The following is a 26,965-nucleotide window of genomic DNA, read 5'->3' on the forward strand; positions in this document are numbered from 1 at the left end:
GTGATCTGCCATGAACTGCCATCCTTTGCGGCGGACTTTCGTCGTAGCCGTTGACGTCGCGGCTCGTTTGGCCCTGTGTACCGGGGGCCCTATGTGTGCGGTGGAGGCCGGGATGACGACCAGTCGGAGCAAGGATTCTTTAGAGCTGCCGGATCTGCCGGATCTGCCGGATCTGCCGGAGCTGCCGGATCTGCCGGAGCTGCCGGAGCCGACAGGGCCGGCGGAGCTGCCTGAGCTGCCGGGTGTGGACTGTGACGTGGTCACGGTTCCGGCGCGGCAGGGGCTGGAGGCGGTCGACATCCTGCGGCGGGGGGTGGGGGACGTGGTGGGGCCGGTGCTCCACGACGGCGGGTGCGACACGTTGGGGTTCCTGGTGCCTCCGGGGACGGCTGCGGGCTGGGACGTGCCGGGGAGTGTCTGTACGGAGACGGACGGCTGCGGGCTGAGGCTGGCGCCGGTGGCTCCGGGAGCGGACTGGTTGCTGCCGCCGGGGGAGGTGGAGCCGGCGACGGATCCTGCGGCGTTGCGGGAGGCGCTGGACGAGGCCCAGCGGATGATCGAGGCTGCGGACGGTTGTGCGTGAGGTTCGGGTCCGGGGAGGGTTTTCGCCCCCGCCGCCCTTACCCTCCCCCACTCTCGGCTTCGCTCGAGCGGGGGGACCCCCATCATCCCGGGGGCGCTGCCCCCGGACCCCCGCTCCTCAAACGCCGGAGGGGCTGGGTGTGACGCCGGAGGGGTCTGGAAGCGGCCCCGGCGGGGCTGGAAGTGACGCGGCGGGGCTGGAAGTGACGCGGCAGGGGTTGAGGGCGGGGCCTGGGACAATGGGGGAATGGGCAGGGCCAGGAACAGTGGGCGTGGACAAGTAGCCGTCGAGGGTGTTGTCGAGCAGGTCGACGGTGGGGTTGCCCGGCTTGTTCCGGACCGGGAGCGGGTGCGGGGGCGGACGCTGTTGATCGACGGGGCGCCGCAGTCGCATGTCGATCTCGACGATCCGGCATATCTGTCCTTCGAGTACCAGCGCCGGTTCGGCCATGTCGTCGATCTCGTCGCCCCGCCCGGCAAGCCCCTGCAGGCCGTGCATCTCGGCGGTGGTGCCTGCACCCTCGCCCGGTACGTCGCCGCCACCCGGCCCCGTTCCACCCAGCAGGTCGTCGAACGGGACGCGGCGCTGGTGCGACTGGTCCGGCGGGAGCTGCCGTTGGACCCGAAGGCCCGCATACGGGTGCGTTCGACGGACGCCCGTGAAGGGCTCGCCAAGGTGCCGGACGGCTGGGCCGGGCTCGTCGTCGCCGATGTCTTCAGCGGGGCCCGCACCCCCGCCCACCTCACCTCGACCGAGTTCCTCGACGACGTCCGCAGGGCCCTCGCCCCCGGCGGGGTCTACGCCGCCAACCTCGCCGACGGGCCGCCCCTCGCGCATCTGCGCGGCCAGATCGCCACCGCCGCCGCCCGGTTCGCCGAACTCGCGCTGATCGCCGACCCCGCGGTGCTGCGCGGCAAACGCTTCGGCAACGCCGTCCTGGTCGCCTCCGACGCGCCCCTGCCGATCGCCGAGCTGACCCGCCGGGCCGCCTCCGACCCGCACCCGGGCCGCGTCCAGCACGGCAGGGACCTCATCGACTTCACCGGCGGGGCCGCCCCCGTGACGGACCGGGCGGCGGTCGCCTCACCGGCACCACCCGCGTCCGTCTTCCACTGACGAGGCCGGTCGGCGCGTACGTGCCCCGGGGCGGTCGTGTCATCGGTGCCGCGTGCGCCTGCGGGCCGGTGACGGGGCAGGTGCGTACGGGACAGGGACCGTCCCTCCGCGTCACCCGTGACGGAACCCCTCAGTACGTACCGATCTCCACCCGAGGCGGGCCGTCGTGCCAGGTGCAGAAGACCGACACCCGGTCCGCGCCCGAGGTGAACTCCACCCGGATCCACGACTCCGTCTTCCACACCTGCATCGACCAGCCGGCCCCCGGTGTCGCCGACACCAGCGACGCGGAGGTCTCGCCGAGGTCGAACACCGCCCGGCCGCCCTTGGTGTCGTAGCCCTTCACCTGACCGGAGGCGGCCGGAGCGGAGGGGGAGGGGGAGGACGGGGGCGTGGTGGTCCGGGACGGCTCCGGATCCGGTTCGGGGGACGACGCCTTGCCGGGCTTCGCCGACGGCTTCCGCGTCTCCTCGGGCTTCTTCGAACTCTGCTCCGCCTCCGACGGCCGCCGCGTCGAGGACGACACCGCCTGCGACTTCTCTCCGGCCGCCGTGACGGGCAGGGCACGGGGCGGGTCGTAGGCGGTGCCCTCCATCACCGTGCTGACGCCCCACCAGGACAGCGTGACCGCCGCGCCCGTGGCGAGCAGCCAGGCCAGTACGTGTACGAATCCTCTGCGCATCGTCGGGCCATACTGCCCCATCCGTCTCAGGAGTGTCGCGCCGGCGGAGGGGTCCGGAGTTGTCCACAGGCCCGCACCCGGCCCGCCCGGCATGGCGTACGGTGCGGCGCATGGCAAGTGTTCTCGTGGTCGAGGACGACCAGTTCGTCCGCTCGGCGCTCATCCGGCAGCTCACCGACGCCTCGCACACCGTGCGCAGCGTGGGCACGGCGCTGGAGGCGCTGCGCGAGGTCGCCCACCACCGTTTCGACGTGGTCGTGCTGGACCTCGGACTGCCCGATCTCGACGGCTCCGAGGCCCTGAAGATGCTGCGCGGCATCACCGACGTACCGGTGATCATCGCGACCGCCCGGGACGACGAGACCGAGATCGTACGGCTGCTCAACGCCGGCGCGGACGACTATCTGACCAAGCCCTTCTCGGTGGAGCACCTCTCGGCCCGGATGGCGGCCGTGCTGCGCCGGGCCCGGGCCGGCGGCGGGGAGGCGGCGCCCTCCCCGGTCATCCGGGTCGGCGGCCTGACCGTCGACCCGCTGCGCCGCCAGGCCGAACTGGAGGGCGTACGGCTCGACCTGACCCGGCGTGAGTTCGACCTGCTCGCCTTCCTCGCCGGACGGCCCGGCGTGGTCGTCCCCCGCAAGGAGCTGCTCGCCGAGGTGTGGCAGCAGTCCTACGGCGACGACCAGACCATCGACGTCCATCTGTCCTGGCTGCGCCGGAAGCTGGGGGAGACCGCCGCCCGCCCCCGCTATCTGCACACCCTGCGGGGCGTCGGCGTGAAGCTGGAGCCCCCGGCCGCGCAGGCGCCGCACACGCCGCGCACGCCCGGAGCGGAGCCGCCGCGATGAGATGGGCCCTGGTGAAGGTGTCGCTGGCGGTGACCGCGATGGTCGTGGTCGCCTTCGCGGTGCCGCTCGGTCTGGTCGTCCGGGAGATGGCCCGCGACCGCGCCTTCTCCAACGCCGAGCGGGAGGCGGCGGCCGTCGCCCCCGCGCTGTCCATCACCACCGACCGCGACCAGCTCGAACGTGTCTTCGCCTCCGCCGGTTCCGACGCCGCGATGGCCGTCCACATCCCGGCCGGCGACGGCAGCGAGGCCCTCGACATGGGGCAGCGGCGGGCCACCGAGGAGGACATCGCGGCCGTGCGGGAACTGGGGCGTGTCTCCACCTCCACCGTGACCGGCGGTTCGGCCCTGCTCCAGCCGGTCGCGCTGAGCAGCGGCGAGATCGCCGTCGTCGAGGTGTTCGTCCCCGAGGCCGAGGTCACCAACGGCGTCGGCACGGCCTGGGCGGTGCTCGCCGGGGTCGGGGTCGCGCTGATCCTCGGCTCGGTCGCGGTCGCCGACCGGCTGGGCGTACGGATGGTGCGGCCCGCGCAGCGGCTGGTCGAGGGGGCGCACGAACTGGGCGAGGGGAAGCTGGGGGCCCGGGTGCCCGAGGACGGGCCGACCGAACTGCGGCTGGCGGCCGTGGCGTTCAACTCCATGGCCGACCAGGTCGTCCAACTGCTCGCCAACGAGCGGGAACTGGCCGCCGACCTGTCCCACCGGCTGCGTACGCCGCTGACCGTGCTGCGGCTCAACGCCGCCTCCCTCGGCGACGGTCCGGCCGCCGAGCAGACCAGGGCGGCGGTCGAGCAGCTGGAGCGGGAGGTGGACACCATCATCCGCACCGCCCGCGACGCCAAGCCGCAGACGGCCGCCGCCGGACCCGGTGCCGGGTGCGACGCGGCCGAAGTGGTGCGGGAACGGATGGCGTTCTGGTCGGCGCTCGCCGAGGACGAGGGCCGCAAATGGCGGGTGGCCGGCGCCGACCGGCCGGTGCGGATACCCGTGGCCCGCACCGATCTGGCCGCCTCCCTCGACGCGCTGCTCGGCAATGTCTTCCGGCACACCGCCGAGGGCACCGCGTTCGCGGTCGACGTGCACAACGGCGAGGACGCGGTGATCGTGCTGGTCTCCGACGCGGGCCCCGGCATACCCGACCCCGAGGCGGCGATGGCCCGCGGCCGGGGCTCCGGCAGCGACGGCTCGACCGGGCTCGGCCTGGACATCGTGCGCCGGCTCGCGGAGTCGACCGGCGGGGACGTACGGATCGGTTCGTCCGTGCTCGGCGGGACCGAGGTGCGGATCTGGATCCAGCTCGACGGACGCGAGCGGGAACCCCGGCGGCGCGGACACCGGGGGACCGTGCGCCGCCGTCGCGGACCGGGCCGGCTGGTCGCCTCCTTTAACCGGCCCCGATCCCTTCCTTAAGCGCACCCTAAGATCGTCGACGGCCTCCCGGATCAGGAACTTTGTCCGAATCCGGCTCGCTAGCGTGCTGCCGCACACCCCCCCGAACGGCAACGAAGGCAGGCACGCGATGAGCACGCACCGGCGCAGGATCAGCGGCAGGAACAAGGCGATCGGCGCGGTGACCGCCGCGGCCGTGGCCGGCGGCGGCGCCTTCCTGTTCACCAGCACCGCCCAGGCGGCCGGTGTCGGCGCGGCGTACACCAGGACCAGCGAGTGGTCGACCGGGTACACCGCCCAGTACGTGGTGACCAACAACAGCGGCGAGCGGAACCAGGACTGGAAGCTCGAGTTCGACCTGCCCGCCGGCACCGAGCTCGGCTCGCTGTGGAACGCCGAGGCCGGTGTGAGCGGCCGGCACGTCACCGTACGCTCCGCCAAGTGGGACACCGACGGCCTGGCCGCCGGCGAGTCCGTCACCGTCGGCTTCGTCGCCAAGGGCACCGGCGACCCGACCGGCTGCCTGGTCGACGGCGCCCGGTGCGGCACGGACAGCGCCCCCACGCCCGAACCCAGCGGCCGTCCCACCGACGTCCCCACCCCCACCACCCAGCCGACCCCCACCGAGGAGCCGACCCGGCCCGAGGAGCCGACCGCCGAGCCCACCGAGAGCACCGGCACCGGCAACGGCACCGACGCCGGGTTCGCGCCCTACGTCGACACCTCCCTCTTCCCCGCCTTCGACCTGGTCGCGAGCGCCGAGGCGACCGGCGTGAAGAACTACAACCTCGCCTTCATCACCGACGGCGGCGGCTGCACCCCCAAGTGGGGCGGCGTCAGCGACCTCGGCGGCAACGCCGTGGCCGGACAGATCGGCGCGCTGCGCGCCAAGGGCGGCGACGTCCGGGTCTCCTTCGGCGGCGCGGCCGGCTCCGAACTCGGCACCACCTGCGCCTCGGCGGACGCGCTGGCCGCCGCCTACACCAAGGTCGTCGACACCTACCGGCTCACCAAGGTCGACTTCGACGTCGAGGGCGGCGCCCTGCCGAACGCGGCGGCGAACACCCGCCGTGCCCAGGCGATCGCCAAGCTCCAGAAGGCCCACCCGGACCTGGACGTCTCCTTCACCCTCCCGGTGATGCCGGAGGGCCTCACCCAGGACGGCGTGAACCTGCTCGCCGACGCGAAGAGGAACGGCGTACGGATCGACGCCGTCAACATCATGGCGATGGACTACGGACCGGCGTACAGCGCCGACATGGGCACCTACGCCGAGCAGGCCGCCACCGCCACCCAGGCCCAGATCAAGGGCGTCCTCGGACTGAGCGACGCCGACGCCTGGAAGACCGTCGCCGTCACCCCCATGATCGGCGTCAACGACGTCGTCACCGAGGTCTTCAAGGTCGACGACGCCACCCAGCTGGTGAACTTCGCCGAGTCCAAGGGCCTCGGCTGGCTGTCGATGTGGTCCGGCACCCGTGACCAGCAGTGCGCCGGCGGCACCAAGCCGTCCGCCGACCCCACCTGCAGCTCGATCCTCCAGGACGAGTTCGCCTTCTCGAAGGCGTTCGCGGCCTACAAGTAGGCGAGCCGCTCGAGCCGCTCATGGAAAACGGGGCGCGGCACTCCCCTAGGGTGCCGCGCCCCGCCCCCCGTTCTCCGCTCCCCCGTCTCCCGGAACCGGAGTCCGGTCAGATGCCCTCCGGCTCCGGAAGCGCTCCGGCCTTCGCGGCCCGCGCGTACCACAGGGCGCTGGACTTCGGGGTCCGCTGCTGGGTCACGTAGTCGACGTACACCGCGCCGAAGCGCTTGTCGTAGCCGTACGCCCACTCGAAGTTGTCCATCAGGGACCACAGGTAGTAGCCGCGCACGTCCGCGCCGTCGGCGATGGCCCGGCGCACCGCCGAGAGGTGGCCGTGCAGGTAGGCGACGCGGTCCGGGTCGTGCACCTTGCCGTCGGCGTCCGGCTTGTCGTCGAAGGCCGCGCCGTTCTCGGTGATGTAGATCGGCAGGCCGGGCGCCTCACGGTTGTAGCGCATGATCAGCTCGTGCAGGCCCGTCGGGTCGACGGACCAGCCCATCTCGGTCTGCTCGCCCGGCGACTGGTGGAAGGCGACGTCGTCCGTGGCGGGCCACGGCGAGTGCTCGCTCGCCCCGTGGCCGTCGGCCCGCGGGCCCTTCATGTCCGGGTCCGCCGCCGAGACCAGGGTGGGCGTGTAGTAGTTGAGGCCGAGCGCGTCCAGCGGCTGGTGGATCAGGTCCAGGTCGCCGTCCTGGATGCACGACCAGTCGGTGATCGACGAGGTCGCCTCCAGCAGCGTCTCCGGGTAGGCGCCGTGCAGGATCGGGCCGTGGAAGATGCCGCCGGACAGGTCGTCGATCTTGCGCGCCGCCGCCACGTCCGCCGGGTCGCTCGGCGAGAGCGGCCGGACCACCGAGGTGTTGAGGCTGAGCGCGACGGAGTTGCGGGCCGGCATCACCGAGCGCAGCGCCTTGGTGCCCAGGCCGTGCGCCAGGTTCAGGTGGTGGGCGGCCTTCAGCGCGGCCGCCGGGTCGGTGCGGCCGGGGGCGTGCACACCGGAGGCGTAGCCCAGGAAGGCGCTGCACCAGGGCTCGTTGAGCGTGATCCAGTTCTCCACGCGGTCGCCGAGCGCCTCGCCCATGATCTGCGCGTACTCGGCGAAGCGGTAGGCGGTGTCGCGCTCCGGCCAGCCGCCCGCGTCCTCCAGCTCCTGCGGCAGGTCCCAGTGGTAGAGGGTGACGGCCGGCTTGATGCCCTTCGCCAGCAGCTCGTCGACCAGCTTGCGGTAGAAGTCCAGACCGCGCTGCACGGCGGGGCCGCGGCCGGTCGGCTGCACCCGCGACCAGGAGACGGAGAAGCGGTAGGCGTTCAGGTTGAGGTCCGCCATCATCGCCACGTCGTCGCGGTAGCGGTGGTAGTGGTCGTTGGCGATGTCACCGGTCTCGCCGCCGGCCGTCTTGCCCGGCGTGTGGCTGAAGGTGTCCCAGATGGAAGGCGTGCGCCCGTCCTCCCGCACCGCCCCCTCGATCTGGTACGCGGAGGTCGCGGCGCCCCAGAGGAAGGCGGGAGGAAAGGTCACCGGGGTCGCCGGCGTTGCGGAGTCAGACATGGAAGCGCTCCCATAGGAGGTCGTGGAAGACCGACGAGTACGAAAAGGAGGGGGAGGGGCCGAGGCGGCGGTGACCCGGCCCCCCAGGGGTACGAACGTGAATCGGGCGTCAGCCCTTGACGGCGCCCTGCATGATGCCGCCCACGATCTGCTTGCCGAAGATCGTGAAGACCAGCAGCAGGGGCAGCGTACCCAGCAGCGCACCCGCCATGATCAGGGACTGGTCCGGGGTGTACCCGCGGCCGAGGCCCGCGACCGCCACCTGCACGGTCGGGCTGCCGGTCTGGGTGAGGACCAGGAACGGCCACAGGAAGTCGTTCCAGGTCTGCACGAACATCAGCATGCCCAGCACGGCCATCGCCGGCCGCGCGGCCGGGAACACCACGTGCCATATCACGCGCCAGCTGCTCGCGCCGTCCACCCTGGCCGCCTCGATGACCTCGTCCGGCAGCGCCTGGAGCAGGTACTGCCGCATGAAGAACACACCGAACGCGCTGACCAGCGACGGGAAGATGACCGCCTGCAGCTGGTCGGACCAGTCGAGCTTGGCGACCATCATGTACAGCGGGATGATGCTGAGCTGCGGCGGCACCATCATCGTGCCGATCACGATCAGCATCAGCGCGTTGCGGCCCTTGAACCGCAGCTTGGCGAAGGCGAACCCGGCGATCGTCGACAGCACCACGATGGTCACCGCCGAAATGCCCGCCACGATGGTGGTGTTGAGGAAGGCCTCACCGAGGTTGGCGTCCTTCCAGGCGATCTCCAGGTTCTTGAACAGGTTGGAACCGAACCAGAGCGGCGGCGGGTTCTGCGCCAGCCGCTGGTTGTCCCGGGAGGCGGCGATCGCGGTCCACACCAGCGGGAACAGCGACACGATCGTGAACACGATCAGGATCGCGTACGCGATCGGACCGCCGTGCAGTGTCCCGCCGGCCCGCGCCGACTTCGGCAGGCGCGGGCGCCTGGACTCCTTGGCGGGTGTGGTCTCGGGGGGCGTCACAGTCGTCGTCACGGCCACAACTCCTTAACTGCTGGCGCGCAGCCGGCGCGAGATGAGCTGGTTGATGATGCCGATGACGATCAGGATCGCGAACATCGTCCAGGCGATCGCCGAGGCGCGGCCCAGGTGCTGGTTCACCCAGCCCTGCTCGTACAGGTACAGGCCGAGCGTCTGGAACTGGTGCTCCGCGCCGCCGGACGCGCCCTTGTTGGCGTCGAACAGCAGCGGCTCGCCGAAGACCTGGCTGGCACCGATGGTGGAGACCACCACCGTGAACAGGATCGTCGGACGCAGCGAGGGCAGCGTCACGTGGATGAACTGCTTCCAGCGGCTGGCGCCGTCCAGCGCCGCCGACTCGTACAGGTCCTGCGGGATCGCCTGCATCGCGGCCAGGTAGATCAGCGCGTTGTAGCCGGTCCAGCGCCAGATGATGATCGCCGAGACGGCGAACTGCGAGGGCCACTTGTCGCCCTGCCAGTCGATCGGGTCGATCCCGACGAAGTCGAGCGCCCAGTTGATCATGCCGTAGTCGTAACCGAAGAGCAGCACGAACACCAGGGAGGCGGAGGCGATCGAGGTGGCGTACGGAGCGAGCATCGCGACCCGGTAGAAGGTCGAGGCCCGCAGCTTGTAGTTGAGGATGTGGGCGATGCCCATCGCGATCAGCAGCTGCGGAACGGTCGCGATGATGCCGATGGTCAGGGTGTTCTGCGCCGCGTTCCAGAAGAACTCGTCGTCGAAGATCCGGGTGTAGTTCTTCAGCCCGACCCAGCTCATGTCGGTCGGGGCGGTCAGCTCCACCTGGTGCAGCGAGGCCCAGCCGGTGTAGATCAGCGGGAACAGGCCGAAGGCGAGGAAGAGCAGGAAGAACGGCGAGACGAACGCGTACGGGCTCCAGCGCATGTCGCGCTGCCAGCGCCGGGACAGCTTGGCCCGGCGTCGCTGGTCCTTGTCCATGGGCGCGGAGCCCTTGGACGGACGGCCCGGGGCCGCGCCCCCCTTGGAGGGGAGCGCGGCGGTGTCGTGGCGGGTGGCCATTTTGGTCACTTGTCCAGGCTGTTGTCGATGGTCTTGGTGGCCGTCTCCCAGGCCTCCTTGGCGGACTTGCCCTTGGTCACCAGGATGACGCCGTTGTCCGTCAGACCCTGCTGGATGATCTGGTCCTTCGGGCCGATGACCTGGGTCGGGATCTGCTTGGCGGCCTCGGAGAAGATCTCACCGATCGGGGAGTCGCCGGTCATCTCGTTCTTGGCGCCGGTCACCTCGGGGCTGTCGTACGCGCCCGGGGTGCTCGGGAAACTGCCCTGCACCTTGAACAGCTTCGCCTGCTGCTCGGGCGCGGTCAGCCAGGCCACCAGCTTCTGCGCCTCCTCGACGTTCTTGCCGCTCTTCGGCACGCCGAGGAAGGAGCCGCCCCAGTTGCCGGACTTGGGCGCCACGGCCACGTCCCACTTGCCGGCGTCCTCCGGCTTCGCCTTGCCCTTGATGGTGCCGAGCATCCACGGCGGGCAGGCGACGGTGGCGAACTTGCTGTTGGCGATCGTGGTGTCCCAGGCCGGCTGGAACTGCGTCTGCGACTGGACCAGGCCCTTCTCGGCGGCCTCGGCGGTCAGGTCGAAGGCGTCCTTGACGGCCGGGTTGGTCTTGTAGATGACCTCGCCGGACTCGTCGTAGAACTTCTCCTCCTCACTGCTGAGGACGGCGTTGAGCAGGCCGCCGGGGGAGTCCATGAAGAAGGTGTCGTCGCCGGCCTTCTTCTTGTACTTCTCACCGGTCTCGATGAACTTGTTCCAGTCACCGGCCCACAGCTTGCCGACCTCCGCGCGGTCGGTCGGCAGGCCGGCCTTCTCGAAGAGGTCCTTGCGGTAACAGATGGCCATCGGGCCGACGTCGGTGCCGAGACCGACGGTCTGGCCGTCCTTGGTGGTGGCCTGCTCCCACTTCCAGTCGAGCCAGTTCTTCTTGTCCACGCCCTCGGCCTTGGACATGTCCACGAACTTGTCCGCCTGGGTGCCGACGACCTCGGCGATGTTGGCGATCTCGATGGCCTGGACGTCCATCAGACCGCTGTTGGTGGTGAGGTGGTTCAGCAGAGCGGGGTAGTAGTTCTCGTTCCGCTCGACGACCGTCTGCTCGATCTTGATGTCCGGGTTCAGCTTCTCGTACTCGGCGTAGAGACCGGCCTCCTGGAAGCCCATGGTGCCGAACAGACCCATCGTGATCTTGGTCTTGCCCTCGCTGTCGGACGAGGATCCGTCGCCGTCGCTACCACCGTCGTCGGCACAGCCGGCCAGCAGCCCGGTGCCCAGCGACACCACGGCCGCTATGGCCAGCGCCTTACGGGCGATGGGCTTCCCCCCGCCCGACCGCTGACGGGAGAGGGGGAGGGTACGTGCTCGCATTGCGTCCTCCTGTTGCCCTGACGTGCCGACCCCCCGGCCAACGGCTTTGTTGGACCCGTATCTTGCGCGTTGCGGCTCGGGCGGGGAACGTGCGGGTTGTGTATGTGTCAGGTACTGTGGGAGCGCTCCCACAAGTGATGTGTTGAAGAGTCGCGGGTCGGAGCGGGGGTGTCAAGGGAGCAGACGCGGCAAAGTGCCTTCAGTTATCTGCCTGTTAACTTGACGCCGGGCGCCCGCTCCCGGAAGCCCGGAGTCCGTACACCGCCCTCCCGGCGGTGGCCGCCGTCACTGGCGGGGCTGTTACATTCCAGGCCAGCGTGACATACGACGGAAGGCGGGGCCGATGGCAAGCCACGGAGCGCGGGGCCGGAGCGGAGGCCGTCCCACCCTCGAAGAGGTGGCCGCGCGCGCCGGTGTGGGCCGCGGCACGGTCTCCCGGGTGATCAACGGCTCGCCCCGGGTGAGCGACGCCACACGCGCCGCCGTGGAAGCCGCGGTCGCCGAGCTCGGTTATGTCCCGAACACGGCGGCCCGCGCCCTGGCCGCCAACCGCACGGACGCCATCGCCCTCGTCGTGCCCGAACCGGAGACCCGGTTCTTCGCCGAACCGTACTTCTCCGACATGCTCCGGGGTGTCGGCGCGGCGCTCTCCGACACCGAGATGCAGCTGCTGCTGATCTTCGCGGGCAGCGACCGGGAGCGGCAGCGGCTCGCCGAGTACCTCGCCGCCCACCGGGTGGACGGCGTGCTGCTGGTCTCGGTGCACGCCGACGACCCGCTGCCCGACATGCTGTCCCAGCTGGAGATCCCGGCCGTGATCAGCGGCCCCCGCTCGGCCGCCGAGACGCTCGCCTCCGTGGACTCCGACAACTACGGCGGCGCCCGCCAGGCCGTCGAGCACCTCATCGGCCGGGGCCGGCGCACCATAGCCCACATCACCGGCCACCTCGACGTGTACGGCGCGCAGCGGCGCATCGACGGCTACCGCGACGCCCTGCGCGACGCGGGCCACGAGGCGGACGACCTGCTGATCGAGCCGGGCGACTTCACCGAGGGCGGTGGCCGGCGCGCGATGGCGGCCCTGCTGGAGCGCCGCCCCGACCTGGACGCCGTCTTCGCCGCCTCGGACGTCACCGCGGCCGGCGCCCGGCACGCCCTGCGCGACGCGGGCCGCCGCATCCCCGAGGACGTGGCCCTGGTCGGCTACGACGACTCCGCCATCGCCCGCCACATGGACCCGCCGCTGACCAGCGTGCGCCAGCCGATAGAGGAGATGGGCCGCGCGATGATCGACCTCCTCCTCGCCGAGGTCGCCGACCGCCGCCCGTCGGCGTCCCGGGAACTGGAGCGGCGCCAGATGGTGCTGGCGACGGAACTGGTGGGCCGCGCCTCGTCGTGACGCCGCAGTGCTCCGTGCCGGGGGCCGGGGCCTTGAGGGCCTCGCCGGCGCGGAACGTGCCGACGGCTACGCGGTGCGTCCCGCGTTTCCCCACCGGGGGTCGGTGGCCTGCTCGTATTCCCTGCGCAGGCCGGCCGGGACCAGGCCCAGGCGCCGGTCCGGCAGCGGTCTGCCGTCGGCCTCGGCCCACGCGCTGATCTCCTCGAAGTCGTTCGCCGGTGAACCCGCGACCGCGTACACGGGAAGGCGGTCGGTGAACACGGTGCGGGGCAGGGAGAGGCCGAGGTGCTTCTCGAAGACGGCCAGGCTGCGGCGGTCGCGTTCGTGGTAGTCGTGGATCTCGTAGTCGTCGTACTCCTCTTCGGGGACGGGGTCCGTCACACCGTCCGGGAGCAGGAGTCCCGCGGCCACCAGGTCGGGCAGGAGCAGATCGGGTTCCTCGCCCCAGCGGACGTGCTCCTCGCCCAGCCCGTGTCCGCAGACGGTGCGGCCGTCGCGCGCGTACAGGACGTTGGTGGGCGGGTGCTCCGAGTTGTAGTGGTAGTGGACGGCCTCCGCGCCGTCGCGCGAGACCTCCTCCCGCCGCTCGAGGTAGCGGCCGTAGAGGACGGCGAACGCCCAGCCGGCGTGTTCACCGACACGGACCGCGGCGCTGCCCGGTCCGGTCCTGGGGTAGCCGTCGACGTCGAGGTCCTCCATCTCGGCGTCGGTCATCGGCCCGGTGGCCGCCCCGCGCCGAGCCCCCATGCGCACCGCCAGCTCCTCGGCGTCGATGCCACGGGCGAAGTGCACATCGAACGTGTATCCGGAACTCGTCACCGCGCCGACCATCCACTGCACACCGTCGCTCACGTGCCCTCCCCTGTGACGGCGAACAGGCCCTACGCCTGTTCGCCGACGACCGTAGGTCGGCCCGCTGACATCCCGGTGACGGAAACGAGTACAGCCGGTGACCTTGGCGCAAGGTCACCGGCTGTACTGGTGAGGGTGAGTGACGGGACTCGAACCCGCGGCATCCTGGACCACAACCAGGTGCTCTACCAGCTGAGCTACACCCACCATGGCCTTGTCGGTTGAGGTCAGTGACTTCTCCGACCGGCCGAGAAAAAGTGTACAGGGTCCGAAGGGGTGCTCGCGCACGCTTTCCGCGGCGGCCCCCGACGACCCCCCGATCCGCCTACTGAGCAGGCAGGACGTGTTTCGCGGCGATCTTCTTCGCGGTGTCCGAGTCGGGCCCCGGCTGCGGTACGAAGACGGCCTCGCGGTAGTAGCGCAGCTCCGCGATGGATTCGCGGATGTCGGCGAGGGCGCGGTGGTTGCCGTTCTTCTCGGGGCTGTTGAAGTACGCCCTCGGGTACCAGCGGCGGGCCAGCTCCTTGATGCTGGACACGTCCACGATGCGGTAGTGGAGGTAGTCCTCCAGGGTCGGCATGTCCCGCAGCAGGAACCCGCGGTCGGTGCCGACGGAATTGCCGCACAGGGGGGCCTTGCCGGGCTCCTTGACGTGTTCCTTCACGTAGTCGAGGACCTGCCGCTCGGCGTCCTCGAGTGTCGTGCCGCCCTCCAGCTCGGCGAGCAGTCCGGACGCGGTGTGCATCTCCCGCACCACCTCCGGCATCGTCTCCAGGGCCTGTTCCGGTGGACGGATAACGATGTCCACGCCCTCGCCGAGCACGTTCAGTTCGGAGTCGGTGACGAGGGCGGCCACTTCGATGAGCGCGTCGTCCGACAGCGAGAGGCCGGTCATCTCGCAGTCGATCCACACCATGCGATCGTTCATGTGTCTAACCTTACGGTGCGCCGCGCTGTGTGGGGCCTGTGGTGATACCTGCCCGTGCCGGTGTGAACGTCACAGGGGCTGCCGTCCCCGGGCCCCGCTCCGGCCCTGGACGGGCCTCGTCATCGAGCTCCCCCGGCGGGGTGGCCCCAAGGGCTGGTTGTGGCCGGGCGGTCGCGTCAGTACCGCCGAAGGGGCCGGAGGCATCGGCCTCCGGCCCCTTCGGCGGTCGGCTCACGGCGCGCCGCGCTGGCCCGGGAGGGCCGAGGCCGTCAGGGACGGGCCCAGGGCGCTGGCCGCCGCCGTGCGGCGGGACTGGTGCGGGAGCGGGTTGTCCGGGTGCAGGGCGGGTGGTGCATGGGGTCCCGCGTGGCCCGGCTGGCCCGGTGGGAGGGTTCCCGCGGTGCTCGGGGTGCCCTCGGTGTCCTGGTTCCGGTCGGCCTGCGGGCGCCGCGCGCGGTACGCGGCCCGGTAGGCGGCCGGGGACGAACCCAGCTGGCGCCGGAAGTGGCCGCGCAGCGCGACCGGTGAGCGGAAGCCGCAGCGGCCGGCGACCTCGTCCACCGAGTAGTCCGACGTCTCCAGCAGGCGCTGCGCCTGGAGCACCCGCTGCGTGATCAGCCACTGCAGCGGCGCGCTGCCGGTCAGCGAGCGGAACCGGCGGTCGAACGTACGACGGCTCATGTACGCGCGCGCCGCCAGCGTCTCCACGTCGAACTGTTCGTGGAGGTGCTCCAGCGCCCAGGCGACGACCTCGGCGAGCGGGTCGGCGCCGATCTCCTCGGGTAAAGACCTGTCCAGGTAGCGCTCCTGGCCTCCGCTGCGGCGCGGCGGCACCACCAGGCGGCGGGCCAGCGCGCCGGCCGCCTCGTTGCCGTGATCGGTGCGCACGATGTGCAGGCACAGATCGATTCCGGCCGCGGTGCCCGCGGACGTCAGCACGTCACCGTCGTCCACGAAGAGTTCCCGTGGATCGACGTGCACCGACGGATAGCGTTTCGCCAGCGTCGGCGCGTACATCCAGTGTGTGGTCGCGGGACGGCCGTCCAGCAGGCCCGCCGCCGCGAGGACGAAGGCGCCGGTGCACAGCCCGACGATGCGGGCGCCCTCCTCATGGGCCCGGCGCAGTGCGTCCAGGGCCTCCTCCGGCGGTGGCGAGGTGATCGAACGCCAGGCCGGCACCACGACGGTGCCCGCCCGGGATATCGCCTCCAGGCCATGCGGTGCGGTGAGTTCCAGGCCTCCCGTCGTCCGTAGCGGGCCCTCTTCGCCTCCGCACACGAGCAAGCGGTAGCGCGGTACGCCGGCGTCCTGGCGGTCAACCCCGAACACCGACAGCGGTATGGAACTCTCGAAGATGGGGCCGCCGCTGAACAGCAGCACCGCGACGATCTCCTTGCGGCGGCGGCCGGAGAGTTTCCGGGCCGCCGTCTCCGGCGCGGCAGTGGAGTCGTGGCTCATACTGCTAAGCCCCCCTCGGTGGTCGCGGCTCCTCGGTTGTGTCGCTCCTGCACGTTTCCCCTCGGTCCTGCACGAGTCCCCCGCCGTAAGACATCAAGATCGAATCTACTGCGTCCCGTTGCGCGCCGGTGGCCGGTTCGCCACCCGGCGCATTGTCGACTTGGCAACTTGGCGTGAAGCATTCGATCACGAAGCGTTGCACTCGTGGGCCGTGCGGGGAAGTGCGCCTTGTCGCAGTGGCCAATCCACGTAGGGTGCGCGGGGCCCGGCGGCCCCTTTCCGCGCAGGTCGAACGGGGGTTGGGGGGTGGTTACGGCGGAGGATGCACACCGGCCAGAAGTTGGCTGAAAAGATAGGGGTGAGGGCATGGAAACCGGTCAGTTGACCGGTGTATCCCCGCCACCGTCCGCGCCGGCCCCGCAAGGGCTCCGGTTCCTCCCGGGCGGCAGCCGGCACGGAGTGCTCCGCGGGGCGGGCCACGGGGCTCGGCGTACGGCCGGGTCGTCGGCCACTGCGGGTCCGCGACGGATCACTCCCGCCGGCAAGTGAACCCTGTGCAAATCACCTGTACAGCACAGCAACCATTGCGTGACGGGCGGACCCTCGTGCATGCTCCGGGGAACCCGCCTGCCGGTATGCGCGGGATCTGGGCTTAGGAGGCGTGCCGCCGTACCCTTGGGGGTATGGGGTTGGGAAGATAATTCCCGGACACAGCTCCGCCGCACACTGTCGTCCCCCACAAAGGATCACAACTCCGAGACAGCCATGGCCGGTCACGAATTCTTCGAACCCGCGGACCGCAAGCGGCCGGTCGCCGATCCCACGGCGGCCGAACCCCTGGCGGCGGAGGAACCACGCCATCCCTGCGACCCCGCGTTCCGGCACGGTGTGGTCGTCGGCTTCGACGGCTCCACCTCCAGCGAACGGGCCCTCGCCTACGCCATCGGTATGACCCGGCGCTTCGGCTCGGGCCTGATCATCGTCCATGTCGCCAACCGGCTGCCCACGACCGTGTGGGCGGGCTGTGAGCCGCCGGTCTTCGTGGACGTCCCGGACCACCGCACGGAGGTGCTCGGACTCGAGCTGGCCTGTGCGGATTATCTGGCCGAGGTGCCGTGGATTCTCGTCGAGCGTGGCGGGGACATCTGCCATGAGCTCGAGGAGGTGGGGCGGGAGTATGCCGCCGATGCGATCGTCGTGGGTTCCACCCACGGGCTCGTGGGGCGGCTTTTCGGGTCCGTCGCCGGGCGGTTGGCCAAGCGGGCGCAGCGGCCGGTCGTCGTTATTCCGTAAGTGGGTACGGATCCCCGGGTGTTGGGTGACAACACGCAGGGATCCGTCCTGTGATTCGGCCTGTGCGGGCGCGTGGGGGCTTGTCGCGCAGTTCCCCGCGCCCCTATGGGGCGCTTGCTCCACCGTTGCTGACTCGGTGAGGTTCCCCGGTACGGCCCCGCGCTCCCGGGCGTCCTACTCGACCGTTACCGACTTGGCGAGGTTCCTCGGCTTGTCGATGTCCCTGCCGAGGGCCAAGGCCGTGTGGTAGGCGAGGAGTTGGAGGGGGATGCCCATGAGGATGGGGTCGAGTTCGTCCTCGTTCTTGGGGACGAGGAGGGTGTGGTCGGCCTTCTCCTGGGCCTGGTGGGCGACCGCCACGATCTGGCCGCTGCGGGCCTTGATCTCCTCCATGGCCGCGCGGTTCTTCTCCAGCAGGTCGTCGTCCGGGACGATCGCGACCGTGGGGAGGGCCGGCTCGATCAGGGCCAGCGGGCCGTGCTTCAGCTCGGAGGCCGGGTACGCCTCGGCGTGGATGTAGGAGACCTCCTTGAGCTTCAGGGAGGCCTCACGGGCCACCGGGTAGCCCCGGACACGGCCGATGAAGAGCATCGAGCGGGCCTCGGCGTACCGCAGGGCCAGCTTCTTGATCTCCTCCTCCTGCTCCATGATCTCGGCGATCTGGCCCGGGAGCCTGCGCAGACCCTCGATGATCCGCTTGCCGTCGCGCACCGACAGGTCACGGGTGCGGCCCAGGTGCAGGGCGAGCAGGGCGAAGGCGACCGTGGTGTTGGTGAAGCACTTGGTGGACACCACGCAGACCTCGGGCCCGGCGTGCACGTAGACGCCGCCGTCCGCCTCGCGGGCGATCGCGGAGCCGACGACGTTGACCACGCCCAGCACCCGCGCGCCCTTGCGCTTCAGCTCCTGCACGGCCGCCAGCACGTCGTACGTCTCACCGGACTGGGAGACCGCCACGTACAGGGTGTCGGGGTCCACGACCGCGTTGCGGTAGCGGAACTCGGAGGCCGGCTCGGCGTCGGCGGGGATCCGGGCCAGCTCCTCGATCATCTGCGCGCCGATCATGCCGGCGTGGTACGAGGTGCCGCAGCCGAGGATCTTCACCCGGCGGATCCGGCGCGCCTCGCGGGCGTCCAGGTTGAGGCCGCCCAGGTGCACGGTGGAGAAGCGGTCGTCGATCCGGCCGCGCAGCACGCGGTCCACGGCCTCGGCCTGCTCGTGGATCTCCTTGTGCATGTAGGTGTCGTGACCACCCATGTCGTACGACGCCGCCTCCCACTCCACGGTGGTCGGCTCGGCGGTCGTACGGGTGCCCTCGGTGGTGTAGGTGCGGAAGTCGTCGGCCTTCAGCGTCGCCATCTCGCCGTCGTCCAGCGTCACGATCTGACGGGTGTGCGCGACCAGCGCGGCGATGTCCGAGGCGACGAACATCTCCTTCTCGCCGATGCCGAGCACGACCGGCGAGCCGTTGCGGGCCACCACGATGCGGTCCGGGAAGTCGGCGTGCAGGACGGCGATGCCGTACGTGCCCTCGATGAGGCGCACGGTCTCGCGGACCTTGTCCTCCAGCTTCTCGGCCGTCGAGCGGGCGATGAGGTGGACGAGGACCTCGGTGTCGGTCTCGGAGAGGAACTCGACGCCGTCCGCCTCCAGCTTGCGGCGCAGGTCGGAGGCGTTGTCGATGATGCCGTTGTGGACGACGGCGACCTTGCCCTCGGCGTCCAGGTGCGGGTGGGCGTTCACGTCGGAGGGGGCACCGTGGGTGGCCCAGCGGGTGTGGGCGATGCCGGTGGTGCCCTTGAAGCGCGCCGGGACCTTGGCCTCGAGGTCACGCACCCGGCCCTTGGCCTTGACCATCTTCAGGCCGGACGCCTTCGGCGACGTGACGGCGATGCCCGCCGAGTCGTAGCCGCGGTACTCCAGGCGCTGCAAGCCCTCCAGCAGCAGGGGGGCGACCTCACGCCTGCCGATGTATCCGACGATTCCGCACATATGTGTATGTTCCTAGCCGTAGACGATGCGGCGCAGTTGCCGGAGCGAGAGCTCGGGCGGGGCCACCGCGCGGTATCTGAGGTCCGCCTCGATCCGTTCGAAGATCGTCGCGTTCACCAGGCCCTGGGCCTGGAGCTCGCGGTGGCGGCGACGGACGTACTCCTCGGTCGTCTCGTCGAAGTAGGCGAGCACGTCCTGGACCACGCGCAGCGCCTCGCCCCGGCTGAGGGGCGTGGACCGCGTCAGATGATCAACGAGTTCGTCGTGCACTCGATGATCCTGGGGTACCGACCGCGGTTTCGCAACAAACGTGCCCGATTTCGGGCAGGACTCACAGGCGGGGCCCAGGTCCGGCTTACAAGCGCTTGAGGACGGCCTGTTTGGCGAGGGTGAACTCCTCGTCCGTCAGCACCCCGGACCGGTGCAGCTCGCCCAGCTCCCGCAGCCGGCGCAGCAGGGCGTCGTGGTCGTCCTCGGCGGGGGCGGTCAGGGGCCGAGGTGCGGCCTCCAGCTCCTGCGGGTGGTCGTCGGCGGGTGCGGACGGGTGCGGCAGGCGGGCCTGGACGGCGGCGGCGACGAGCGCCATCAGCGGGTCCTTCTTGAAGCCCCACAGCTCCACCGAGTTCGGGTCGTACTTGGCGGGGGCCTTGGTGGGGGAGTGCCGGACGGAGAAACGGAGGTGGCCGTTCTCCAGTCCGACCGCCGGCTGCCACTCCACGCCGGTCAGGTCCGCCATCGCGAGGGTACGGGTGCCGGCGGCGGCCTTGGCGTCCTCCGTCTTCCAGTTCCACTCCAGCCGTATGCGCTCGCCGTCGAAGCTGACCGTGCCGTCCCCGGCGGAGACGGACAGCGGCACGGACGGGCCGGGCAGCAGGTACTCGGTGACCGGGTCGGAGGGGACCTGGTCCAGCAGCAGGGCGGTGCGGACCTCCTCCGTGAAGTACTCGGCGACGCCGTAGCGGTCGGAGTCGACGACCAGTTGGTAGGGGTCGTGCGGTTCGGTGAGCCGGCCGCCGGTCGCGTGCAGCAGGGGGTCGGCGCCGTCGCGCAGGCGCAGCTTGAGCCGTCCCGACTTCTTGCCCTGCTCCAGGGAGATGCCGGCCAACGCCTGTAGCGGCACCACCAGTTCACCCAGGGTCCTGCGGAGCAGGCCGACGTTCTTGTCCCGTCCGGGGGTCAGCCGCAGGGCGTCCCCGTCGAAGGTCCAGGTGCCGTCCTTCTGGATGATTTCCGCCATGGGATCGATTGTTTCATCGGATCTGCGGGCCGGTGGGGGCTGATCGCGCAGTTCCCCGCGCCCCCAAGGGGGTTCGCCCCGACGGCGTTCGCAGTGACGGGCACCCGGAGGACCGTACTCCGGGTGCCCGTCCGTTTGTGCTCAGAACCCCGCGATCGGGTTCTTCAGGTTGCCCACCAGCTGGAGCGCGCCCGACGGGTCCGTCAGGTCGACCATCTGCCTGTTGTTGCGGAGCTGGAGGCGGTTGAGGCAGGAGAGGGCGAACTCGGGGGCGAACATGTCGTAGCGGGTGAACTTGTCGGCGAGTTCGGGGACCGACGTCTGGTACTCGCGGGTGATCTCCGCGACCGTGCCCCAGAAGTCGTCCTCCTCCACGACGCCCTCCTCGGCGAGGTTCGCCGCGAGGAAGCGGAAGAAGCAGTCGAAGACGTCCGTGAAGACCGACAGCAGCTTCGTGTCGTCCGGGACCTCCACCCGGATGCGGGAGACCTCCGGCGGAAGCACCGCGTCCGGGTCCATCACCGCGATCTCCTCGGCGATGTCCTTGTAGACCGCCCGCCGCACCACCCCGTCCTCCAGGACGAGGATCACGTTCTCGCCGTGCGGCATGTACACCAGGTCGTAGGCGTAGAAGCTGTGCAGCAGCGGGACGTAGTACGCCCGCAGGTAGTGCCGCAGCCACTCGGCCGGAGCCAGCCCCGACCGCTCGATCAGCGCGCCCGCGAAGGACCTCCCCTCGTGGTCGACGTGGACCAGGGAGGCCATGGTGGCGAGCGACTCGCCGTCCTTCAGGGACGGCACCGGGCTCTCCCGCCACAGCGCGGCCAGCATCTTGCGGTACGGCGAGTAGCGGTCCGTGGCCTGCTCGTACTCCAGGTGCCGGTAGCCCACGGCGGCCCGCTCGCGGATGATGGACAGCCCCGTGGCCCGCAGCACCGGGTCGTTGTCGATCAGCCGGGCCAGCCAGTCGTTGATCGCCGGGGTCGCCTCCATGTAGGCGGCGGACAGTCCGCGCATGAAGCCCATGTTGAGGACGGACAGGGCCGTCTTCACGTAGTGCTTCTCGGGGTGCGAGGTGTTGAAGAAGGTGCGGATGGACTGCTGGGCCAGGTACTCGTCGTCGCCCTCGCCCAGGCAGACCAGGTGCCCGCGCGCCACCTCGGCGGCGAAGGTGACGGACAGCTTGTTCCACCACTGCCAGGGGTGGACGGGGATGAGGAGGTAGTCGTCGGGGTCGAGGTCCCGCCCGCGCAGGATGCCGTGGAAGCCCTCGACGGTCTCCTCGCCCAGTTCCTGCCGGACGAACGACTCGTACTCGATCCCGACGCCCGCCGTGAACGCGGCCCGCGAGCGGTGCGCGGCCAGCCACACCAGCCGGACCGGGTTCGCCGTCTCCGGCGCGTACGACCGGTACTCGTGGATGCCGAAGCCGAGCCGTCCGTTGTTGGCGACGAAGCAGGGGTGGCCCTCGGTCATCCCGGTCTCGATGGCCTGGAAGCCGGCGTCGACCAGCTCGGCGACGGGGACCCGCGGCTTGGTGAGCTTGTAGCAGGTGCCGGAGAGGGTGGAGGAGATCTCCTCCAGGTACACCGGCAGGATCTCCTCGCTCAGGCCCAGGGACTTCTGCAGCTCGATGAAGAAGTCCAGGGCCGCGAGCTCGAGTTCGGTGTCGCCGCGCCGGCGGGTGATCGAGTCGGCGTCGATCACCCAGTGGTCCAGGGCGCGGAGCGTCGCCGTGAAGGTGTAGCGGGTCAGGCCGTCGTCGCTGCGGACGACGTACCCGCCGTCGCCGGTGGCCTCCGGTGCGACGAGCCGCTCGTGCGCGAACTCGGCGAGCGCCTTGCGGATCAGCAGGCGGTTGGCCCGCGCCCAGCGGTGGGGGGACAGGTGCGCCACGGCGTCGGACGGGGTCATACGGATGCTCCTCGGGCGGCCTCGAACTGTTCACGCGTGCAGAAGCTCAGCAGCGCGCGCTTCTCCGGCTTGTCGATCTCGCGCTCGGGCACGAAGCCCACGGCCTCGTTCAGCGCGTGCACGGCCTTGTTGGTCACGTCCGGTTCGACCACCACCCGGCGGGTGGCCGGGTCGGCGAACAGCTCCTCCATCACGGCGGTGATGACGGCCCGGGTGAAGCCGTGGAGCGGCCGGTCGGTCGGCGCGACCAGGAAGTGCATGCCGACGTCGCCGGGCTCGGGGTCGTACAGGCCGACGAGTTCGACGTACCGGGGGTCGTACTTCTCCATCAGGAAGGCCGGTTCGCCGTCGTGCAGGCCCAGGTAGGCGTGGTGGTGCTCGTGGGCGGCGATGCGCATGTACTCGCGCTCGACGTCCTGGAGCTTCGCGTCCTGCATCATCCAGAACGCCGCCTTGGGGTCGGTGACCCAGCGGTGCAGCAGCTCGGCGTCCTTCAGCGGGTCCAGGGGGCGGACGGTGAACGTACCGATGCTCATACGGCGAACTCCTGGAACGCGACGGCCTTCTCGACGGGGTAGTACTCGGTGCCGAGCAGCTCGCGGATGATGGTCGCGTTCCGGTACGGGCCCATGCCCAGGTCGGGGCTGGTGATGCTGTGCGTGTGGACGCCGGCGTTCTGCAGGAAGATGCCGCGGCCGGTGACGTCGATGGCGTAGTCGCGGCTCACGTCGAAGCGGCCGTGCCCGTCGAAACGGATCCGGTCACGGACCGGGTCGAGGAACGCCGGCGGCTCGTAGTGGTAGCCGGTGGCCAGCACCAGGCCCTCGGTGCGGATCTCGAAGTCCTTGCCCTGCTCGTCCTGGTGGAAGCCGAGCGTGTAGCCGCCGTCCTCGTGACGGGCGGTGGTGAGCGAGGAGTTGGTGAGCAGCCGGGTGGCCACCGGCCGGTCGCCGCTCTCGACGTTCTTCTGGTAGAGCAGGTCGAAGATCGCGTCGATCAGCTCCGAGTTGATGCCCTTGAAGAGGCCCTTCTGCTGCTTCTCCAGCCGGTAGCGGGTCTCCTCGGGCAGCGCGCGGAAGTAGTCGATGTAGTCCGGGGAGGTCATCTCCAGGGTCAGCTTGGTGTACTCCAGCGGGAAGAACCGCGGGGAGCGGGTGACCCAGTTGAGCTGGTAGCCGTGGACGTCGATCTCGGAGAGCAGCTCGTAGTAGATCTCGGCGGCGCTCTGCCCGCTGCCGACGACCGTGACGGACTTCTTGTCCAGCAGCTCCGCCTTGCGGTGCATGTACTGCGCGTTGTGGAAGAGCCCGCCGTCCAGGCCGCGGCACGGCTCGGGGACGAACGGCACGGTCCCGGTGCCGAGCACCAGGTGCCGGGCGCGGTAGGTCCCACCGGCCGCCGTCGCCACGGAGTACAGCCCGTCGTCCTCGTCGTACGTCACCTCGGTGACCGTCGTGCCGAAGCGGATGCTGCTCAGCTTGCCGGCGGCCCAGCGGCAGTAGTCGTCGTACTCGACCCGCAGCGGGTAGAAGTTCTCGCGTATGTAGAACGAGTACAGCCGCCCCTTCTCCTTCAGGTAGTTGAGGAAGGAGTACGGGGAGGTCGGGTCGGCCAGGGTGACCAGGTCCGACATGAACGGGGTCTGCAGGTGGGCGCCGTCGAGGAACATGCCGGCGTGCCAGGCGAAGTCGGGCTTGGACTCCAGGAAGACGCCGTCGAGTTCGTCGATGGGCTCGGTGAGGCAGGCGAGGCCGAGGTTGAAGGGGCCCAGTCCGATGCCCACGAAGTCGTAGGTGGTCTCGGGGGCTTCAGGAAGCGCGGTCAAGGGACTCTCCCAGGTACTGCTCGGCGTGGCCGGCGATCAGATCGAGGACGGCGGCGATGTCGGACGTCGTGGTCTCGGGGTTCAGCAGGGTGAACTTCAGGTAGTGGCGCCCCGCCACCTTGGTGCCCGCGACCACCGCGTCACCGGAGGCGAACAGGGCCTTGCGGGCGTAGAGGTTGGCGCGGTCGATCTCGGCGGGGTCGGTGACGGCGGCCGGGACGTGGCGGAAGACCAGGGTGGACAGGCTCGGCTCGACCACGACGTCGAAGCGGGGGTCGGCGGCCAGCAGTCTCCAGCCCTCGGCGGCCAGGTCGCACACCTCGTCGAAGAGCTGCCCGATGCCGTCGGCGCCCATCACGCGCAGCGTCATCCACAGCTTCAGCGCGTCGAAGCGGCGGGTGGTCTGCAGGGACTTGTCCACCTGGTTGGGGATACGTTCCTGCACCATGCGGCGCGGGTTGAGGTACTCCGCGTGGTAGGTGGCGTGCCGCAGCGTGGCCGCGTCGCGGACCAGCACGGCCGACGAACTGACCGGCTGGAAGAAGGACTTGTGGTAGTCGACGGTGACGGAGTCGGCGTGCTCGATGCCGTCGATGCGGTCCCGGTGCTTCAGGGAGGTGAGCAGTCCGCAGCCGTAGGCGGCGTCCACGTGCATCCACACGCCGTACTGCGCGCACAGTCCGGCGATCTCCGGCAGCGGGTCGATGGAGCCGAAGTCGGTGGTGCCGGCGGTGGCGACGACGGCCATGGGGACCAGGCCCGCCCCGGCGCAGCGCTCCAGTTCGTGGGCGAGGGCGACGGTCTGCATGCGCTTGTCGTGGTCGACGGGGACCGACACGACGGCGTCCGGGCCGAGGCCGAGCAGTTTCGCGGACTTCTTCACGCTGAAGTGGCTGACCTCGGAGGCGAAGATGCGCAGTTTCGCCAGGTCCTCGGTCTTGGCCTCCTCGCGGGCCAGCAGCAGTGCCTGGAGGTTGGACTGGGTGCCGCCGGAGGTGAACACGCCGTCGGCGGCCGGGCCGAGCCCGATGCGGCCCGCCGTCCAGTCGATGAGCTTCCGCTCGATGAGGGTGCCGCCGGCCGACTGGTCCCAGGTGTCCAGGGAGGAGTTGACGGCGGAGAGCACGGCCTCGCCGAGCAGGGCCGGGATGACGACCGGGCAGTTGAGGTGGGCGAGGTAGCGGGGGTGGTGGAAGTAGACGGCGTCCCGGAGGTAGACGTCCTCCAGTTCGTCCAGCACGGCGGTGGTGTCGTGCAGCGGCTGGTCGAGGTCGATGCCGTCGATGCGGGGGGAGAGCGCGTCGACGGTGACGCCGGTGAACGGCCTTTCGGTGGTGGCGAGTTTGGCCGCCACCCGCTCGACTCCTTCGGTCACGGAGCGGCGGTAGTGCTCCGCGGTGGTGTCGTTGAGCAGGTGCGAGCGCATGTGGGGGTCCTCCGGTGGGGACGATCCGGTGCGGGGAAAACCGACGGCGTATTACTTAGGTTAGCCTAACCTAAGTAATACGCCGTGAAACCGGACCCCGCCGTGACCGTGATCACTCCTGAGTCAGGAGTGACCGGCGTCAAATCCGTTTTCCGCCGCCCCCGTTCGGGCGGTCAGGGGGTCAGCCGACCTTCTTGGCCTTCTCGATGGCCTCGGCGAGGTTGTCGAGGAGCGGCGTGCACTTGTCGTAGGACAGGATCGGCTCGGGGGAGCGGGGGATGACCTGGCCGGCCTTGACCGCGGGGAGGTTCTTCCAGGTCGCCTCGGTGATGTCGGCGGGCTGGATGGTCGAGGCGCGGTCGTCCATGATGATGACGTCGGCCGGGTACTTGTCGACGTTCTCCCAGCTCAGCGTCTCGAACCAGCCGCCGGTCGCCTTCTTGGCCTCCTCCGGGGGCTCCACCAGGTTCACGCCGAGGGCCTTGAAGTACTCCAGGTCGATGGAGTAGTTGGAACCGGAGACGTAGAAGACGTCCTGCGCGGCGGAACCGGCCAGCACCCTGATCTCCGGGCGGGCCTTCGCGGCCTTGCGCAGCCGCTCGGCGGCGGCCTCGAACTTCTTCTTCGCCTCGACGACCTTCGTGGCCTTCATGTCGGCGCCCAGCGATTCGGCCAGCTCGGCCATGCGCTGCAGCGGCTCGGGCATCTGGAGGTCGTAGACGGAGATCGCGACGCTCGGGGCGAGCTTGGCGATCTTGTCCTTGGAGGCCTCCGGGACGTACCAGAGCGACCCGGCCTCGTCGAACGTCGTGGAGACGAGCACCTCGGGCTGGAAGGCCGCGTACTGCTCGACGTTGAAGCTGTCGAACTTGTTGCCGAAGATCGTCAGCTTGCTGACGTCCATGTCGCCGGCCTGGACGTCGGCCTTGCCGTCCGTCGTCCTGGTCGGCCCGAAGACACCCTTGACCTCGATGCCGTAGTCGAACAGGGCGGCGGCGACACCGGTGAACGCGACGATGTTCGTCGGCACCTTGTCGAGCTTCACGGTGGTGCCGCGGTCGTCCTTGAACGACCAGGGGCCGGACTTGGACTCACCGGACCCCGTCGCGTCCGAGCCACCGCTCTTCGCGTCGTCGTCCCCGCAGGCGGTGAGCACGGCGCCGAGTCCGAGGGCGCCACCGGCGGCGAGCAGTCCCCGACGGGAGAAGCGGGCGGTACTGGCGTTCGACATGGGTGGGTCTGCTTTCGTGCGTGCGGGGCCGAGGGCCTGAAACGCGATTAGGTTAGCCTAACCTCAAGAGGTTACTGAAGGTGACCCTTCTTGTGATGTGGGTCACGGTGCCGGTCGAGGCACCGCGGCGCCGCCCGCGTACGGCGAGGGGCCGTCCCGGCAACGGCCCCCCGGGTCCCCGGGCCGCCCCCTGCGCCCCCGCCCCCCGGGCCCGGGCCCCACCGCCCCCCGGAACCCCGCGCCCCCCCCCCGCCGGG

The 26,965-nt window shown here is 70.4% G+C and carries 23 protein-coding genes and 1 tRNA gene; 7 read left to right on the top strand and 17 right to left on the bottom strand.

Going from position 1 to position 26,965, the window contains the following annotated elements; genetic code table 11:
* Positions 1 to 112: 112 nt before the first annotated feature.
* Both ACFV5H_RS18660 and ACFV5H_RS18665 read left to right on the top strand, forming a co-directional pair.
* Positions 113 to 583, top strand: coding sequence for a hypothetical protein (locus tag ACFV5H_RS18660; protein WP_385195869.1), 471 nt, complete (start codon positions 113 to 115; stop codon positions 581 to 583).
* Between the two features lie 246 nt (positions 584 to 829).
* Positions 830 to 1,699, top strand: a complete 870-nt coding sequence (locus tag ACFV5H_RS18665; RefSeq protein ID WP_385195872.1) for a spermidine synthase — start codon at positions 830 to 832, stop codon at positions 1,697 to 1,699.
* A 130-nt stretch (positions 1,700 to 1,829) separates the two neighbouring features.
* Here ACFV5H_RS18665 and ACFV5H_RS18670 read toward each other — a convergent pair whose 3' ends face one another.
* Complete coding sequence (locus tag ACFV5H_RS18670) at positions 1,830 to 2,381, bottom strand: hypothetical protein (protein ID WP_385195874.1); 552 nt, start codon at positions 2,379 to 2,381, stop codon at positions 1,830 to 1,832.
* A gap of 110 nt (positions 2,382 to 2,491) precedes the next feature.
* Between ACFV5H_RS18670 and ACFV5H_RS18675 the strand changes: the two genes are divergently transcribed.
* From ACFV5H_RS18675 to ACFV5H_RS18685, 3 genes are all read left to right on the top strand, one after another.
* Positions 2,492 to 3,229, top strand: coding sequence for a response regulator transcription factor (locus ACFV5H_RS18675; protein WP_385195877.1), 738 nt, complete (start codon positions 2,492 to 2,494; stop codon positions 3,227 to 3,229).
* Positions 3,226 to 4,638, top strand: a complete 1,413-nt coding sequence (locus ACFV5H_RS18680) for a sensor histidine kinase (protein ID WP_385195879.1) — start codon at positions 3,226 to 3,228, stop codon at positions 4,636 to 4,638. Before ACFV5H_RS18675 ends, ACFV5H_RS18680 begins: the two co-directional genes overlap by 4 nt.
* A 109-nt stretch (positions 4,639 to 4,747) precedes the next feature.
* Positions 4,748 to 6,202 carry a cellulose binding domain-containing protein gene (locus ACFV5H_RS18685; protein ID WP_385195881.1) on the top strand — a complete coding sequence of 485 codons (1,455 nt, stop codon included), beginning with the start codon at positions 4,748 to 4,750 and terminating at the stop codon, positions 6,200 to 6,202.
* Positions 6,203 to 6,308: 106 nt separating this feature from the next.
* Here ACFV5H_RS18685 and ACFV5H_RS18690 read toward each other — a convergent pair whose 3' ends face one another.
* The 4 genes from ACFV5H_RS18690 to ACFV5H_RS18705 form a co-directional block, all read right to left on the bottom strand.
* Positions 6,309 to 7,748 carry a GH1 family beta-glucosidase gene (locus tag ACFV5H_RS18690; protein ID WP_385195883.1) on the bottom strand — a complete coding sequence of 480 codons (1,440 nt, stop codon included), beginning with the start codon at positions 7,746 to 7,748 and terminating at the stop codon, positions 6,309 to 6,311.
* Between the two features lie 109 nt (positions 7,749 to 7,857).
* Positions 7,858 to 8,763, bottom strand: coding sequence for a carbohydrate ABC transporter permease (locus ACFV5H_RS18695; protein WP_385053750.1), 906 nt, complete (start codon positions 8,761 to 8,763; stop codon positions 7,858 to 7,860).
* A 12-nt stretch (positions 8,764 to 8,775) separates the two neighbouring features.
* Positions 8,776 to 9,789, bottom strand: a complete 1,014-nt coding sequence (locus ACFV5H_RS18700) for a carbohydrate ABC transporter permease (protein WP_385053792.1) — start codon at positions 9,787 to 9,789, stop codon at positions 8,776 to 8,778.
* A gap of 5 nt (positions 9,790 to 9,794) precedes the next feature.
* Positions 9,795 to 11,153: an ABC transporter substrate-binding protein gene (locus ACFV5H_RS18705; RefSeq protein ID WP_385053753.1), complete on the bottom strand. Its 1,359-nt coding sequence runs from the start codon at positions 11,151 to 11,153 to the stop codon at positions 9,795 to 9,797.
* A gap of 343 nt (positions 11,154 to 11,496) precedes the next feature.
* Here ACFV5H_RS18705 and ACFV5H_RS18710 point away from each other — a divergent pair, with 343 nt between their 5' ends.
* Positions 11,497 to 12,552: a LacI family DNA-binding transcriptional regulator gene (locus tag ACFV5H_RS18710; protein ID WP_385195885.1), complete on the top strand. Its 1,056-nt coding sequence runs from the start codon at positions 11,497 to 11,499 to the stop codon at positions 12,550 to 12,552.
* A gap of 66 nt (positions 12,553 to 12,618) precedes the next feature.
* On the opposite strand, the gene ACFV5H_RS18715 is transcribed toward ACFV5H_RS18710, so the two are convergent.
* From ACFV5H_RS18715 to ACFV5H_RS18730, 4 genes are all read right to left on the bottom strand, one after another.
* Positions 12,619 to 13,404: a DUF6461 domain-containing protein gene (locus ACFV5H_RS18715; protein ID WP_385053759.1), complete on the bottom strand. Its 786-nt coding sequence runs from the start codon at positions 13,402 to 13,404 to the stop codon at positions 12,619 to 12,621.
* Positions 13,405 to 13,538: 134 nt separating this feature from the next.
* A tRNA-His gene (locus ACFV5H_RS18720) sits at positions 13,539 to 13,611 on the bottom strand.
* Between the two features lie 118 nt (positions 13,612 to 13,729).
* Positions 13,730 to 14,332: an oligoribonuclease gene (gene orn, locus ACFV5H_RS18725; protein WP_385053762.1), complete on the bottom strand. Its 603-nt coding sequence runs from the start codon at positions 14,330 to 14,332 to the stop codon at positions 13,730 to 13,732.
* Positions 14,333 to 14,563: 231 nt separating this feature from the next.
* A complete protein-coding gene (locus ACFV5H_RS18730) occupies positions 14,564 to 15,790 on the bottom strand; it encodes a helix-turn-helix domain-containing protein (protein ID WP_385195887.1) in 1,227 nt (408 codons plus the stop codon).
* A 765-nt stretch (positions 15,791 to 16,555) separates the two neighbouring features.
* Here ACFV5H_RS18730 and ACFV5H_RS18735 point away from each other — a divergent pair.
* Complete coding sequence (locus tag ACFV5H_RS18735; RefSeq protein WP_385053766.1) at positions 16,556 to 17,083, top strand: universal stress protein; 528 nt, start codon at positions 16,556 to 16,558, stop codon at positions 17,081 to 17,083.
* A 174-nt stretch (positions 17,084 to 17,257) separates the two neighbouring features.
* Here ACFV5H_RS18735 and glmS read toward each other — a convergent pair whose 3' ends face one another.
* The 8 genes from glmS to ACFV5H_RS18775 all read right to left on the bottom strand — a co-directional run bounded on the left by glmS (position 17,258) and on the right by ACFV5H_RS18775 (position 26,708).
* A complete protein-coding gene (gene glmS / locus ACFV5H_RS18740) occupies positions 17,258 to 19,075 on the bottom strand; it encodes a glutamine--fructose-6-phosphate transaminase (isomerizing) (RefSeq protein WP_385195890.1) in 1,818 nt (605 codons plus the stop codon).
* 12 nt (positions 19,076 to 19,087) lie between these two features.
* Positions 19,088 to 19,345 carry a hypothetical protein gene (locus ACFV5H_RS18745; RefSeq protein ID WP_030217181.1) on the bottom strand — a complete coding sequence of 86 codons (258 nt, stop codon included), beginning with the start codon at positions 19,343 to 19,345 and terminating at the stop codon, positions 19,088 to 19,090.
* Positions 19,346 to 19,430: 85 nt separating this feature from the next.
* On the bottom strand, positions 19,431 to 20,312 hold the full coding sequence (locus tag ACFV5H_RS18750) for a DUF4429 domain-containing protein (protein ID WP_385053772.1): 882 nt from the start codon (positions 20,310 to 20,312) through the stop codon (positions 19,431 to 19,433).
* 141 nt (positions 20,313 to 20,453) lie between these two features.
* Positions 20,454 to 22,226, bottom strand: coding sequence for an IucA/IucC family protein (locus tag ACFV5H_RS18755; protein WP_385053775.1), 1,773 nt, complete (start codon positions 22,224 to 22,226; stop codon positions 20,454 to 20,456).
* The gene (locus ACFV5H_RS18760) at positions 22,223 to 22,762 is read right to left on the bottom strand and encodes a GNAT family N-acetyltransferase (RefSeq protein ID WP_385195892.1); all 540 of its coding nucleotides are present in this window, start codon (positions 22,760 to 22,762) and stop codon (positions 22,223 to 22,225) included. The genes ACFV5H_RS18755 and ACFV5H_RS18760 overlap by 4 nt, the downstream gene beginning before the upstream one ends.
* Positions 22,759 to 24,051: a lysine N(6)-hydroxylase/L-ornithine N(5)-oxygenase family protein gene (locus ACFV5H_RS18765; protein ID WP_385195895.1), complete on the bottom strand. Its 1,293-nt coding sequence runs from the start codon at positions 24,049 to 24,051 to the stop codon at positions 22,759 to 22,761. Before ACFV5H_RS18765 ends, ACFV5H_RS18760 begins: the two co-directional genes overlap by 4 nt.
* Positions 24,035 to 25,477: a lysine decarboxylase DesA gene (gene desA, locus ACFV5H_RS18770; RefSeq protein WP_385195897.1), complete on the bottom strand. Its 1,443-nt coding sequence runs from the start codon at positions 25,475 to 25,477 to the stop codon at positions 24,035 to 24,037. The genes ACFV5H_RS18765 and desA overlap by 17 nt, the downstream gene beginning before the upstream one ends.
* Positions 25,478 to 25,658: 181 nt before the next feature.
* The gene (locus tag ACFV5H_RS18775; protein WP_385053786.1) at positions 25,659 to 26,708 is read right to left on the bottom strand and encodes an ABC transporter substrate-binding protein; all 1,050 of its coding nucleotides are present in this window, start codon (positions 26,706 to 26,708) and stop codon (positions 25,659 to 25,661) included.
* Positions 26,709 to 26,965: the final 257 nt, after the last annotated feature.

The organism is Streptomyces sp. NPDC059787 (assembly GCF_042732315.1).
GTDB classification, from domain to species: Bacteria; Actinomycetota; Actinomycetes; order Streptomycetales; family Streptomycetaceae; genus Streptomyces; species Streptomyces atrovirens.